General features: G+C 45.4%; 12 protein-coding genes and 1 pseudogene. 9 read left to right on the plus strand and 4 right to left on the minus strand.

Annotation, left to right across the window (positions count from 1 at the left end; all coding sequences use genetic code 11):
- Both BACCOPRO_RS08565 and BACCOPRO_RS08570 read left to right on the plus strand, forming a co-directional pair.
- Window positions 1-451, plus strand: a pseudogene (locus BACCOPRO_RS08565) (hypothetical protein); the annotation flags it as partial.
- Window position 452: 1 nt separating this feature from the next.
- Window positions 453-2252, plus strand: a complete 1800-nt coding sequence (locus BACCOPRO_RS08570) for a hypothetical protein (RefSeq protein WP_008142829.1) — start codon at window positions 453-455, stop codon at window positions 2250-2252.
- Window positions 2253-2343: 91 nt separating this feature from the next.
- Here BACCOPRO_RS08570 and BACCOPRO_RS08575 read toward each other — a convergent pair whose 3' ends face one another.
- On the minus strand, window positions 2344-2787 hold the full coding sequence (locus BACCOPRO_RS08575; protein WP_008142831.1) for an acyl-CoA thioesterase: 444 nt from the start codon (window positions 2785-2787) through the stop codon (window positions 2344-2346).
- A 123-nt stretch (window positions 2788-2910) separates the two neighbouring features.
- Between BACCOPRO_RS08575 and BACCOPRO_RS08580 the strand changes: the two genes are divergently transcribed.
- A complete protein-coding gene (locus tag BACCOPRO_RS08580; RefSeq protein ID WP_040311343.1) occupies window positions 2911-4194 on the plus strand; it encodes an O-acetylhomoserine aminocarboxypropyltransferase/cysteine synthase family protein in 1284 nt (427 codons plus the stop codon).
- Window positions 4195-4257: 63 nt separating this feature from the next.
- Here BACCOPRO_RS08580 and rd read toward each other — a convergent pair whose 3' ends face one another.
- Together rd and BACCOPRO_RS08590 are read right to left on the minus strand one after the other, a co-directional pair.
- The gene (gene rd, locus BACCOPRO_RS08585; protein WP_008142835.1) at window positions 4258-4422 is read right to left on the minus strand and encodes a rubredoxin; all 165 of its coding nucleotides are present in this window, start codon (window positions 4420-4422) and stop codon (window positions 4258-4260) included.
- A gap of 66 nt (window positions 4423-4488) precedes the next feature.
- The gene (locus tag BACCOPRO_RS08590; protein WP_008142837.1) at window positions 4489-5196 is read right to left on the minus strand and encodes an SIR2 family NAD-dependent protein deacylase; all 708 of its coding nucleotides are present in this window, start codon (window positions 5194-5196) and stop codon (window positions 4489-4491) included.
- A gap of 131 nt (window positions 5197-5327) precedes the next feature.
- Here BACCOPRO_RS08590 and bamJ (BACCOPRO_RS08595) point away from each other — a divergent pair, with 131 nt between their 5' ends.
- Window positions 5328-5912 (plus strand): BamJ family beta-barrel-assembly machinery protein, encoded by a 585-nt coding sequence (gene bamJ, locus BACCOPRO_RS08595; RefSeq protein WP_022276827.1) that lies wholly within the window; start codon window positions 5328-5330, stop codon window positions 5910-5912.
- 24 nt (window positions 5913-5936) lie between these two features.
- Window positions 5937-6788 carry a BamJ family beta-barrel-assembly machinery protein gene (gene bamJ, locus BACCOPRO_RS08600; RefSeq protein ID WP_008142840.1) on the plus strand — a complete coding sequence of 284 codons (852 nt, stop codon included), beginning with the start codon at window positions 5937-5939 and terminating at the stop codon, window positions 6786-6788.
- Between the two features lie 107 nt (window positions 6789-6895).
- On the opposite strand, the gene BACCOPRO_RS08605 is transcribed toward bamJ (BACCOPRO_RS08600), so the two are convergent.
- Window positions 6896-8590 carry a Na/Pi cotransporter family protein gene (locus BACCOPRO_RS08605; protein ID WP_008142841.1) on the minus strand — a complete coding sequence of 565 codons (1695 nt, stop codon included), beginning with the start codon at window positions 8588-8590 and terminating at the stop codon, window positions 6896-6898.
- Between the two features lie 91 nt (window positions 8591-8681).
- Between BACCOPRO_RS08605 and BACCOPRO_RS08610 the strand changes: the two genes are divergently transcribed.
- The 4 genes from BACCOPRO_RS08610 (at window position 8682) to gcvH (ending at window position 13070) form a co-directional block, all read left to right on the plus strand.
- A complete protein-coding gene (locus tag BACCOPRO_RS08610; RefSeq protein WP_008142843.1) occupies window positions 8682-10346 on the plus strand; it encodes a nucleoside kinase in 1665 nt (554 codons plus the stop codon).
- Window positions 10347-10489: 143 nt separating this feature from the next.
- Window positions 10490-11968 carry an RNA polymerase factor sigma-54 gene (gene rpoN / locus BACCOPRO_RS08615; protein ID WP_008142845.1) on the plus strand — a complete coding sequence of 493 codons (1479 nt, stop codon included), beginning with the start codon at window positions 10490-10492 and terminating at the stop codon, window positions 11966-11968.
- Between the two features lie 91 nt (window positions 11969-12059).
- Window positions 12060-12656, plus strand: a complete 597-nt coding sequence (locus tag BACCOPRO_RS08620) for a hypothetical protein (protein ID WP_050765341.1) — start codon at window positions 12060-12062, stop codon at window positions 12654-12656.
- A gap of 33 nt (window positions 12657-12689) precedes the next feature.
- Window positions 12690-13070, plus strand: a complete 381-nt coding sequence (gene gcvH, locus BACCOPRO_RS08625) for a glycine cleavage system protein GcvH (protein ID WP_008142849.1) — start codon at window positions 12690-12692, stop codon at window positions 13068-13070.
- Window position 13071 lies beyond the last annotated feature (1 nt).

The following is a 13071-nucleotide window of genomic DNA, read 5'->3' on the forward strand; positions in this document are numbered from 1 at the left end:
GCGCATAATGAGTATTATTAATTGTCCCAGACTTATAGATAAGATATCTCCTAAAATTACCCAATGGAAAAATACACTGGAAGAACTGTCTATAAGCAGAACGTCTTTTTATGGAGAGATTCCTAAGGAAATTGGAGAGTGTCAATTAGTAAAATATGTAGATCTAACCTGGAATAAATTCTCAGGAACCATTCCGGCGGAGATTGGTAAAATACCATGTTTTCCCATCCATCTGAACCATAATGAATTTACTGGTATAGACTGGAGTATTTACACTGAAAAATATGGTAATACAGGTATAACCGCTGCCTATAATAATTTTATAGGCGAAATACCTCAAGAGGTTTTAGATTCAGAACAATGGAACAATAGTTATCACTCTTTCTATCCCTTCAACGAAGGGTATGGCTTTACAAATTATCCGTTAGATGAGAACCAATTACCGAAATAGTATGAAACAGTTTATAATCACTATAGGTATGGCTGTGCTATCCGTAGGATGTGCAGACCAATCCATTGAACCAATGGAAAACATAGGAAATGACATTATTTCCAGAAGTATGAACCCATATTCAGAATCCACTTCCAACCCAACGCTGGCTACTGATTGGGAAAACCTGGAAGAAATCACCGATTATAGAGGATGGAGTATTAAGAGTCCATGGAATCTATTTTCCAGCATGGGGGATTATGAATTTGCCCAAGATATAAAGAAAGAAGATGGTTGGACTATGCTTTTTCACACCTTCAAGGAAGTCGGTAATTCACCACATGATAATTATATCTTTCTTTATAACCGACTGACCGGGTGGATGAAAATTTTTTACTATGTAGAAAGTGGAGTTAATAGTAATCATGGCATCTGGACCCTGAAAAGCCAGTTAGGAACAACAGATTTCTTCAATCTGAATCAATATATTGCATTGCCCGACAATACATCCCAGCCGTATGATGGGATTGAGTTATCTAATATTGCACAATCGAAAGAGTATGGATTCAATACGGGATGGAATGGATTCCAGATAGAGATCCCTTATATCACAGATATTGAAAATCAGTCGTTTTATCTATCTAGTTATTGTAATGAAGTTACTTCATATAATTTTCAGGGACAGCTCAATATTGAAACAGAAGGCAGTATTATCAAAACGTATGAGAATCCTAACGATCAAAAAATTCAGAACGGTATAGCCAATGTCGGAAGTAACAAAGCCAAAGCATTGATTGACAAAATGAAGGAAAAGTCTGATCAGGGCATGGCATCTGATAATACAGGAACCATTAAGGCAAAGTTTGGTACGAAAATTATCAATGCTTTGTCCAAAGTGAAACAAGGCGATATCAAGTCTGCTATTCTGGGCGGTCTTAATCTTATCTTCGGAACCTCTACCGTACAAGATACTTATACGGTTAACCTCAGTTCTACAGGAAATATCACATACACAGGAAATGGATATACACCCAAAAGTAGTTCTATTCCTGGAATTAGGATCCCATTGTTTGATATCATGAATCCCAGTATCTCAAGTAACAATTTAGAATTATCTGCCGAAAATATGGTCTTGCCTGAAGACGGATCCATGACAAGAAGTGGAGAGAAAGTATTTCCCGGAGTCTGGACGTTGGCTTCTGCACCGAAACTCTATCCAATGCGTTATTCTCCTTATAAGCCCAAACCATACGGTGGAGGATACATTACTCCTGTTCTGGAATATGGCACATGCTCTTATGAAATCCTGATAAATCCGGAATTGCAGCCTTACATTACCAGCCAAAGTTCATCTTATGAAATTATTTCACTGGCTAAACAAAATGGGAACAATCTGCCGAATGAATACATACAATATGGATTTCCGACACCTTTAATTTATGAGGATGACTATATGACCCTTAATGAGTCATATATGTCGATGGATAATTCGATTGAAGTTGGCAGTATGTGGGCTCTTCCACCCAGTGGATATGACTATTATTTCGACTGGGGGAAATATGATGTAAATGAACTGGTGGTCATTACATTGAATCTCACTTACAATTACAATGGAAAAGAGAAAAAAGTCTCTTTTTCCAGAACATACAAGCCTGAGTTTGTTTATTCTGATGCCGCAGACAAACGTATTTTTATAACTGGTCAATATAAGACACCATACATAATTAATACTGGTGAATACCCCTTAGGGCAAAAAGCAAATATTTTGTCCACTGAAGAGGAGCTTCATGAAAACGACAGCATTATGAGTAATATTCAATAGGCAAATCAATACTGTATAACTTTATTCAGAAGAGCAAGGCAACCTCAGGATTCTGGATCCTAAGGCTGCCTTTTCTTTTATCCACTCAATATTACTTTTGAGACAGTTCCTCAAGTGATTTTCCCTCATAATTGCAGATGGCCTGTTTAAACTCCAGAGGAAGTTCCACAGGTTCTTTCGTGGCAATGCTGTAGCCCACCATTACCGTACGGCACTGGCATTTGCGAATACCGCTGACCTTATCCACTGCACGCTGAAGCAGGGTAAAGCTTTTGTGTCCCAGATGAACAACAGAAGTCTCAATAACCAGTTCATCAGAGAAAAAGACCGGAGCCAGAAAATCTGCATTGATGTTTGCCACTACGATGCCGATGCGGTTCCATTCCTTTTGTCCGAATACATCGCGCAGGTAAGAAGTCTTCGCCAGATCGTAAAGTGAAAAATAGGAAGAATTGTTCATGTGACCGTACTGGTCGACATCGTTGAACCGGATCTGTACCGGCAAAACGTGCTTGAATGTCATTTCATCTGCCATAATAGTATCTCTTATTAAATCTTCAAATATATATCTTTTTTTTCAGAAGGCGGCTATCAAATGGCAATAATTTCTTACTTTTGTCCACAACTTAAGATTCAGACTTTAAAACATTATCGCATTATGAATAATAAATTTAGCAAAGAGACACTCTGCGTACAGGCAGGATGGACTCCGAAGAAAGGCGAACCGCGCGTCCTGCCCATTTATCAGAGTACAACCTTTAAATATGACACCAGCGAACAGATGGCCCGCCTGTTCGATCTGGAAAACAGCGGCTATTTCTATACCCGCCTGCAAAATCCGACCAATGATGCCGTAGCATCCAAGATTGCAGCCCTCGAAGGAGGAGTAGGTGCCATGCTGACTTCTTCCGGTCAGGCTGCCAACTTCTATGCAGTGTTCAACATCTGTGAAGCCGGCGACCATTTTGTCTGCTCGTCTACCATTTACGGAGGTACATTCAATCTGTTTGCCGTAACCATGAAAAAACTGGGCATTGAATGTACATTCGTGGATGCAGATGCACCGGAGGAAGAAATCAGCAAGGCTTTCCGCCCCAATACGAAATGTCTGTTCGGCGAAACAATCTCCAATCCGAGCATCAATGTGCTCGACATTGAGAAGTTTGCACGCATTGCCCACAAACATGGTGTGCCTCTCATCGTAGACAATACCTTTGCTACACCGATTAACTGCCGTCCCTTTGAATGGGGAGCTGACATCGTGACTCACTCCACCACCAAGTACATGGACGGACATGCCACCTGCGTGGGAGGAGCCATCGTAGACAGCGGAAACTTTGACTGGGATGCACATGCTGACAAATTCCCGGGACTGACCCAGCCCGACGAGTCTTATCACGGACTGACCTACACAAAGGCTTTCGGAAAAATGGCTTATATGACCAAAGCAACAGCCCAGCTCATGCGTGACCTTGGCTCAATCCAGTCGCCCGAAAATGCCTTTTTGCTGAATCTGGGTCTGGAGACACTGCACTTGCGTGTACCACGCCATTGCGAAAATGCACAGAAGGTTGCCGAATGGCTGGAAGCTAATCCGAAAGTGAAATGGGTAAACTATTGCGGACTGAAGAGCAGCAAATACTACGAACTGGCTCAAAAATATATGCCGAACGGTTCATGCGGTGTCATCGCCTTCGGTCTGAAAGGCAGCCGCGACGAAGCTATCAAGTTCATGGACAGCCTGAAACTTGCCTGCATCGTGACACACGTAGCCGATGCACGTACCTGCGTGCTTCACCCGGCCAGCCACACACACCGCCAGTTGACAGACGAACAGCTGATCGAAGCCGGAGTTGCTCCCGACCTGATCCGCCTGTCGGTGGGTATCGAGAATGCCAACGACATCATTGCTGACCTGGAACAGGCCATGAACCAGATTTAAAACAAAAAAAAGCGACCTGCTCTGATGAGACAGGTCGCTTTCTATGCGAATTACAGCTGTATATTAATCTTCTACAGGCTGAAAATCTTCTTTTCCTACACCGCAAACCGGGCAAACCCAATCTTCCGGAATATCTTCGAATGCAGTTCCAGGAGCGATACCACCTTCAGGATCACCTACTTCAGGATCGTAAACCCAATCGCAAACTGTGCAAATGTACTTTTTCATAATTGTCTTGCTTTACGTTAATTTTAAATGGTTTCTAATGTTGAAACAAATATAGAAAGAATTTGTTTATTCTCCTTTCTCCAATAACATTTTTTTCAATTCGGCCATTCCTTCGGATGCCCCTTTCTGTATGACATGTACTTTTCTTCCCGATGCAATGGCAACCTGCTTGGGGTCAATCAGATAAACCGGAACACCAGCCGGTACATAGTTCAGCAGTCCGGCGGCCGGATAAACATTCAGCGAAGTCCCGATAATAACAAAGATATCTGCCTTTTCCGCATACTCCACAGCTGTCTCAATCATCGGGACCGCCTCGCCGAACCACACGATGAAAGGACGCAGCTGAGAACCGTCGGGAGCCAGATCACCGATGTGGACTTCGTACTCCTCCGGCTTCAGTTCCCTGATATATTCCGGATTATTCGGCTGCCAGCTGGATGTTACCTTGGTCAGTTCCCCGTGCAGGTGAATGACATGTGAACTGCCTGCCCTTTCGTGCAGGTTGTCTACATTCTGCGTGATGACCGTCACCTGAAACTCCTGTTCCAGTTCAGCTAGCAGTTCATGTCCCCGGTTCGGCTTTACTTCCAGCAACTGTTTCCGGCGTTCATTATAGAAATCAATAACCAGCCGGGGATTGGCTGCATATCCTTCAGGCGTTGCCACCTGTTCCACGGGATAACGGTCCCACAGGCCGCCTGAATCCCGAAACGTACTGATGCCGCTCTCTGCACTCATTCCGGCACCTGTCAATACTACCAGATTTTTCATCGTTGAAACTCCTTCTTTTTCTAATCACCTTTGCAAAAATAAGAAATTTTATCTCTTTCAAAGCCTCATTTTCAAAGAAAAAAAGATACCTTTGCCCCCTGTTTGAAACTAATCTATTAATCACATATTTTATGGACAAATTCAGTTACGCCATTGGTCTGGGAATAGGCCAGAACCTGCTGAGCATGGGAGCTCGCAACATTGAAGTGAACGACTTTGCACAGGCTATCAAAGACGTATTAGAGGGGAACCAAACGGCAATCAGCCATACTGAAGCACGCGAAATCGTCAACAAGTATTTCACAGAACTGGAAGCAAAGATCAATGCTGAAAACATTGAAAAGGGAAAAGCTTTCCTCGAAGAAAACAAAAAGAATCCGAATATCGTGACTTTGCCGAGCGGACTGCAATATGAAGTCATCACCGAAGGAAACGGCAAGAAACCGAAGGCTACCGACCGCGTACGCTGCCACTACGAAGGTACGCTGATCGACGGAACCCTGTTCGACAGTTCTATCAAACGTGGAGAACCGGCCGTATTCGGTGTCAACCAGGTAATCAAAGGATGGGTAGAAGCTCTCCAGCTGATGTCTGAAGGAGCCAAATGGAAACTGTATATTCCTTCTGAACTGGCTTACGGCGCACAGGGTGCCGGAGAAATGATTCCGCCTCACAGCACACTGATCTTTGAAGTGGAACTGATCGAAGTATTATAATAACAAAATAAATAACGAAAGCAGATGAAAAAAGCAACAACAATCCTGATGCTGGCTGCCGCAACCGGTCTGGCATCATGTACGGCTCAAAGTCCGAAAGCTAATATGAAAAACGATGTGGATACTCTTTCATACATGATGGGTATCAGCAACACTCAGGGTCTGAAGGAATATGCCATGAATCAGCTGGGTATCGATTCTGCACACTTTGCAGATTTCGTAAAAGGCATCGAACAGGGTACTAAATCAACTGATCCGAAAAACGTAGCTTACACTGCCGGTATGCAGATCGGACAGCGCGTTGGAGGCGACATGATCAAAATGATCAACCGTCAGCTGTTCGGCAACGACTCTACTCAGTCTCTGAGCAAGGAAAACTTCCTCGCCGGATTCTTTGCTGCACTGGATGACAAGGCTCTGGCAAGCGTCGACTCTGCAAGCATGTATGTAAATACAAAGGCTGAAGAAATCCGTACCAAAGCTATCGAGGCTCAGTACGCTGACTATAAGAAAGAAAATGAAGCATTCCTCGCTGAAAACAAGAGCAAGGAAGGTGTGAAGACTACTGCCAGCGGATTGCAATACAAAGTGATCACTGAAGGAAAGGGAGAAGTTCCGACAGCTGAATCACGCGTAAAAGTAAACTACAAAGGTACACTCATCGACGGTACTGAATTCGATGCCAGAGAAGGTATGACATTCTCTGCCGGACATGTCATCAAAGGATGGACAGAAGCTCTGACCATGATGCCGGTAGGATCAAAATGGGAACTCTATGTTCCGCAGGAACTGGCTTACGGAAGCAGCGCTACCGGAAAGATCAAACCGTTCTCTACCCTGATCTTCGAAATTGAATTGCTGGAAATCGAAAAATAAGCTGATTTCTTACTTTTCATAAAAACAGAACAGGCGGGCGACATCTTCTTTGTCGCCCGCCTGCTTGTTTTTCCGGAAAACAGTTCCGGCTCTGTCCGGCTGCCGGATCAGGCTTTCTTTTCTTTTACGTCACAATGGGCTTCTACCACATTCACTACATAATCACCCAGCTTTTCACACTCGGTAATCAGATCCATGTAGTGTACGCCCATCTGGTAATCGTATTTCTTATCGTTTACGTCAATTACATTCTGGTTCTTGAGACGGTTCCGGTAATTGTTGATTTCCGTTTCAATGTTGAATGACTTATTAACATCCTCACTGTGGTGTACATCTTCAACCAGTGCAATCATCTGTTTCAGCGCCTCATCGGTCAGATGGAACATTTCATGGATATGCTCATACTGCCCCTGGGTAAAGTCTTCGCTGCCCCGGCGCTTACGGTTGATGGTACGGGCCAGATTGTAGCAGCTGTCACCAATGCTTTCGATCTCCGTTACTTCCCGGAGCATTCCCCGAATCTGTAACTTACTTTCCGAACTCAGACGTCCCTCGGAAACCTGATTCAGGTAATTGGCGATCTCCACTTCCATATTGTCGCTGATATTCTCATACTTCTCAATGCGGCTGAACAGCTTGTTGAAAGCCGTTTCATCATCGGTATGCAGCAAATCAGTTACCATCCGGAACATACGGCGGATACGCTCCGCAAAAAGATTGATTTCTTTCCGTGCCTGCAGGATGGAAAGTTCTGCAGTAGAAAGCATACCGCCTGTAATGAACTGCAAACGGTATTCTTCTTCCTGTTCTTTCTGAGGAAGCAGCTTGCAGACTGTCTTTTCAATGGGTTTGACAAACCAGATAAGAATCAGCACATTGCAGACATTGAAACAGGTATGGAAAGCAGACAGTTTAAAGGATACGGCTACACCGCCGGCCTCATTGATATTCATAAAGTCGGAAATAATCCAGTCAACCATGCTCAGGAAAGGTTCAAACAGAAACAATACCCAGATCACACCGAAGACATTGAACATCAGGTGAGCCATCGCTGCCCGGCGGGCCTGTGTGTTGGCCGTAAGCGCTGCCAAATTGGCCGTAATGGTTGTTCCGATATTCTCTCCCAGTACCAGTGCCGCACCCAGTTCAAAACTGATCCAGCCATTGGCACACATGATCAGCGTAATAGCCATCGTAGCGGCCGAAGCCTGTACAATCATGGTCAGAACGGTACCGATCAGGACGAAAAGCAGGACGGAGAAATATCCCATATCCGTATAGTTCTGGACAAAAGCCAGCATGTCAGGATTTGCACTCAGGTCGGGTGCATTGGTCTTCAACAGATTCAGACCCATGAATAAGAAAGCAAAACCGAAGATAAATTCCCCGACAGACTTGCGGGAGCTTTTTTGAGAGAAAAGAAGAGGAATGCCGACGGCAAGAAGAGGAAGAGACATGGCCGAGATATCGACCTTAAATCCGAGAGCGGAAATGATCCAGGCAGTCACCGTAGTACCGATGTTCGCTCCCATAATGACACCTATGGATTGGGACAGTGTCAGAAGACCGGCGTTGACGAAGCTGACAACCATGACCGTTGTCGCAGAAGAAGACTGGATCAGGGCAGTAATCAGCATACCGGTCAGCACTCCGGTCACCCGATTGGTCGTCATAGCGGTTAGAATACTGCGAAGCCTGTCGCCCGCAAATTTTTGAAGTCCTTCACTCATGATTTTCATTCCGTAAAGGAAAAGTGCCAAAGATCCTAGCAGCTTTAAAAAATCATAAAAAGAATATTCCATTTGAATTTAATTAATCGGGAACAGGCTTTTAATTATTTAATTGAGTAAATTAACCGCCGATTCACTCGCGTTAGTAATATATGTTACAATTATGCTACAAATATATTGCAAAAATAACAATTCCACAAAAGATTTTGCCGAAGGCAGCTCACTTTTGGATATTTATAAAGGTTTTAATCTGCAAATGCCGTACGGACCGGTCAGTGCAAAAGTCAACAACAAAGTGGAAAGCCTTGATTTCCGGGTTTATTACAATAAAGATATTGAGTTTCTGGACATCACCAGCCCGTCAGGTATGCGTACCTATGTCCGCTCACTCTGCTTCATTCTGGTAAAGGCTGTAGAAGAGCTTTATCCCACCGGAAGCATCTCTCTGGAACATCCGGTATCCAAAGGTTACTTCTGTGACCTGCATATCGGACGGCCGGTCAAACTGGAAGACGTCAGTGCCATCAAACAACGGATGCAGGAACTAATAGCCGAAGACATACCGTTCCAGCGTATCGAATGCCACACAGAAAAGGTGGTGCATCTGTTCCGTGAACGGGGCATGACAGACAAGGCTCAGTTACTGGAGACTTCAGGACAACTCTACTCTTATTACAACCGTCTGGGAGACACCGTCGACTATTATTACGGCAGTCTGGTGCCCAGCACAGGGTATATCCGTCTGTTTGACATCGTGAAATATTATGACGGACTGCTCCTGCGCATTCCCAACCGGCAGAATCCGGACCATCTGGAAGATGTGGTCAAACAGGAGAAAATGCTGGAAGTATTTCAGGAATATCACCGCTGGAACCAGATCATGGGATTAAGCACGGTAGGCGATTTCAATACGGCCTGCAATGACGGGCATGCCACCGATCTCATCAACCTGTCGGAAGCTCTGCAGGAAAAGAAAATAGCCCGCATTGCCGATGAAATCACCAACCGGGGAGAAAACGGAGAACGCGTGAAGCTGGTACTGATCTCGGGACCTTCTTCTTCAGGAAAGACTACCTTCAGCAAACGCCTCAGCATTCAGCTGATGACTAACGGGCTGAAGCCTTATCCGATTTCACTGGATGATTATTTCGTGAACCGCGAAGATACCCCGCTGGATGAAAACGGACAGCATGATTTCGAATCTCTGTATGCCCTGGATCTGCCCTTCTTCGAAAACCAGCTGAAAGAGCTGATTGCCGGAAAGGAAATTGAACTTCCCCGGTTTAATTTTACAACCGGAAAGCGGGAATTCAGCGGAAAGAAGCTGCGCATTGACGAACATACCATTTTGATTCTGGAAGGAATCCATGCCCTGAATCCGGCACTGACTCCCAATATTCCGGCCGAAAACAAATACAAGATCTATGTTTCAGCGCTGACAACAATCCTGCTGGACCGCCACAACTATATTCCGACCACCGACAACCGCCTGCTGAGAAGAATCATACGCGATGCCAAGTACCGGAATTATTCGGCCACCCAGACCATCGCACGCTGGCCAAGCGTACGGGCCGGAGAAGACAAATGGATCTTCCCGTATCAGGAAAATGCGGATGCCATGTTCAACTCGGCCCTGCTGTTTGAACTGGCTGTGCTGAAGGATTATGTGGAGCCTATTCTGAGAAAAGTTCCCAACAACTGTCCGGAATATTCGGAAGCTCACCGCCTGTTACGCTTTCTGGCTTACTTCGTTTCCGTTCCTGACAAAGAAATTCCCCCGACTTCCCTCCTGCGTGAATTCCTGGGAGGAAGCAGTTTCCAATACTGACCGTACAAGCCTGCATGGAAGATCCCCTGCTACCTGACAAGGGGTTCCATGCAGGCTTTATCCTGTAATTTCTGTCTGCATCATTCTTCTTTCTTCATTAATTTACTATTTTTGCAACTGGAATCAATAGATATACTGGTTATATGACACAATACTCTCGTCAGGTACAGACACAGGCACAGCAACAAGTGCAGACCCTGTCACCACAACAAATTCTGGTTGTAAAACTTCTGGAGCTTCCCACACTTGAACTGGAAGAACGGATTCATTCGGAATTGCTGGACAATCCGGCATTGGAAGAAGGCAAGGAACCGTCTGAAGATCACGAAGACCATGAAGATAATTTTGCAACGGACGAAGACGGGGAACCCAACAGCGATTACGGCGAAGACCTGTCGCTAGGGGATTACCGGACGGAAGATGACATTCCAGACTATAAACTTCAGGAAAACAACCGTTCCAAAGGAGAAACGCCGGAAGAGATTCCTTTTTCGGACAATGTTTCGTTTTATGAAACCCTGAAGGAGCAGCTTGACATGCAGGATCTTACCCCGGAAGAGAAACAGCTGGGAGAATATCTTATCGGATCACTGGACGATGACGGTCTGTTGCGCAAAAGTACCGAATCACTGATGGATGAACTGGCTATTTATCAGGGCATCTATACTTCACCGGAACAACTGGAACACGTATTGTCCATCATTCAGGACTTTGATCCTGCCGGAATCGGAGCACGCAGCCTGCAGGAATGTCTGCTGCTGCAAATTCAGCGCAAGGAGAACTCGCCGCTGAAACAGATTGAACTGGATATCATTGGCAAGTGCTGCGACGAGTTTACCAGAAAAAACAAAGATAAAATCATCCAGAAACTGGGTATCACCGAAGAACAGTACAATGCAGCTACGGCTGAACTGACCAAGCTGAACCCGCGTCCGGGAAGTTCTCTGGGAGAAACGATCGGCAAGAACCTCCAGCAAATCATTCCGGACTTTATCGTTGACACCGAAGATGACGGTACCGTAACCCTGACGCTCAACAACCGGAACGTACCGGAGCTTCGCCTGAGCCGGGAGTTTACGGAAATGCTGGACGAACATACGCGCAACAAAGCAAACCAGAGCAAGGAGTCGAAGGATGCACTGATGTTCCTGAAACAGAAAGTGGATGCGGCACAAGGATTTATCAATGCTGTCAAACAGCGTCAGCAGACCTTGCTCAGCACCATGCAGGCCATCATAGACCTGCAGCTTCCGTTCTTTCAGGACGGAGATGAATCCCGTCTCCGCCCCATGATTCTGAAGGATGTGGCCGAACGTGCCAAACTGGATATCTCAACAGTGTCCCGCGTCAGCAACAGCAAATACGTGCAGACCAATTTCGGAATATATCCGCTGAAGTTCTTCTTCAGTGACGGTTATACGACCGAAAGCGGAGAAGAACTCTCCGTGCGGGAAATCAAGCGCATCCTGAAGGAATGCGTGGACAACGAGAACAAAGAGAAACCCTATACTGACGATGAACTGGCAGACATGCTGAAAGCCAAAGGATATCCGATTGCCCGGCGCACCGTGGCCAAGTATCGCCAGCAGCTGAATATTCCCGTAGCAAGACTTAGAAGATGAAATGCTTATGGAAGGAACCAATATCCCTGATGAACTGACCTACCACGAACCGTCTCCACGCAGTAATACGGAACGGAGAGGAACCTTATTCATGACGGCACGTGTCGTTTCAACAATCTTCACGCCGTTCATGGTTCCCTTTATTGCGTTTTTCCTGCTCTTCTTTTTCACTTACCTGCGCATCATGCCCCTGCAATACAAACTGACGGTTCTGGCGCTGGTTTACTGTTTTACCATTCTGCTCCCGATGCTGGGCATCTATCTTTTTCAGAAAATCAACGGATGGGGCATTCATGGACTCAGCAACCGCAAGCAACGCTTTGTCCCTTACGGACTGACCTTATTAAGTTATCTTGGCTGCTATCTCACGATGTACCGGATCCACCTCCCCCGCTACATGTGCGGAATCATTCTGGCCACCATGATCTGCATGATCATCTGCAGCCTGATCAATTTCCGACTGAAAATCAGTACACACATGGCCAGCAGCGGCATGATGGTCGGCGGTCTGCTGTCCTACAGTTTCATTTTCCAGTTTAATCCCGTAGGCTGGCTCTGCTTCTTTATCCTGCTTTCCGGAATGCTGGGTTCCGCACGCATCATCCTGCGACAACATACTTTAAATGAAGTGGGCGGAGGTTTTTTAGTCGGATTGTTTTGTGGTGTCATCGGAATTTTGTTTATTTGAAACATCTAATATTAACCCTTAAATAATAGAATTATGAATTTCCCAACAAATGTAAAGTACACAAGCGAACATGAATGGATACGCCTGGAAGGCGAAGAAGCCTACGTAGGTATTACAGATTATGCACAGGATCAGCTGGGTGACATCGTCTTTGTAGATGTTACAACAGAAGGCGAAACCCTGGAAGCAGGAGAGGTTTTCGGAACTATTGAAGTAGTAAAGACCGTTTCCGATCTGTTCCTTCCTGTCGGTGGTGAAATTCTGGAAGTAAATCCTGAACTGGAAGAACACCCGGAACTGGTCAACCAGGATCCTTACGGAAAAGGCTGGCTGGTACGTATCCGTCCGACAGATGTTTCCGAAATGGATAAGCTGATGGACGCTGAAGCATACAAGCAGATTATCAATGAATAAC

It is taken from the genome of Phocaeicola coprophilus DSM 18228 = JCM 13818 (assembly GCF_000157915.1).
GTDB lineage: Bacteria > Bacteroidota > Bacteroidia > Bacteroidales > Bacteroidaceae > Phocaeicola > Phocaeicola coprophilus.

What these genes read in the sequence shown, in the direction of transcription:
- BACCOPRO_RS08570 (WP_008142829.1), top strand. Translation starts at nt 453, where the DNA reads ATGAAACAGTTTATAATCACTATAGGTATGGCTGTGCTATCCGTAGGA.
- BACCOPRO_RS08575 (WP_008142831.1), bottom strand. Translation starts at nt 2,787, where the DNA reads ATGGCAGATGAAATGACATTCAAGCACGTTTTGCCGGTACAGATCCGG.
- BACCOPRO_RS08580 (WP_040311343.1), top strand. Translation starts at nt 2,911, where the DNA reads ATGAATAATAAATTTAGCAAAGAGACACTCTGCGTACAGGCAGGATGG.
- rd (WP_008142835.1), bottom strand. Translation starts at nt 4,422, where the DNA reads ATGAAAAAGTACATTTGCACAGTTTGCGATTGGGTTTACGATCCTGAA.
- BACCOPRO_RS08590 (WP_008142837.1), bottom strand. Translation starts at nt 5,196, where the DNA reads ATGAAAAATCTGGTAGTATTGACAGGTGCCGGAATGAGTGCAGAGAGC.
- bamJ (WP_022276827.1), top strand. Translation starts at nt 5,328, where the DNA reads ATGGACAAATTCAGTTACGCCATTGGTCTGGGAATAGGCCAGAACCTG.
- bamJ (WP_008142840.1), top strand. Translation starts at nt 5,937, where the DNA reads ATGAAAAAAGCAACAACAATCCTGATGCTGGCTGCCGCAACCGGTCTG.
- BACCOPRO_RS08605 (WP_008142841.1), bottom strand. Translation starts at nt 8,590, where the DNA reads ATGGAATATTCTTTTTATGATTTTTTAAAGCTGCTAGGATCTTTGGCA.
- BACCOPRO_RS08610 (WP_008142843.1), top strand. Translation starts at nt 8,682, where the DNA reads ATGCTACAAATATATTGCAAAAATAACAATTCCACAAAAGATTTTGCC.
- rpoN (WP_008142845.1), top strand. Translation starts at nt 10,490, where the DNA reads ATGACACAATACTCTCGTCAGGTACAGACACAGGCACAGCAACAAGTG.
- BACCOPRO_RS08620 (WP_050765341.1), top strand. Translation starts at nt 12,060, where the DNA reads ATGACGGCACGTGTCGTTTCAACAATCTTCACGCCGTTCATGGTTCCC.
- gcvH (WP_008142849.1), top strand. Translation starts at nt 12,690, where the DNA reads ATGAATTTCCCAACAAATGTAAAGTACACAAGCGAACATGAATGGATA.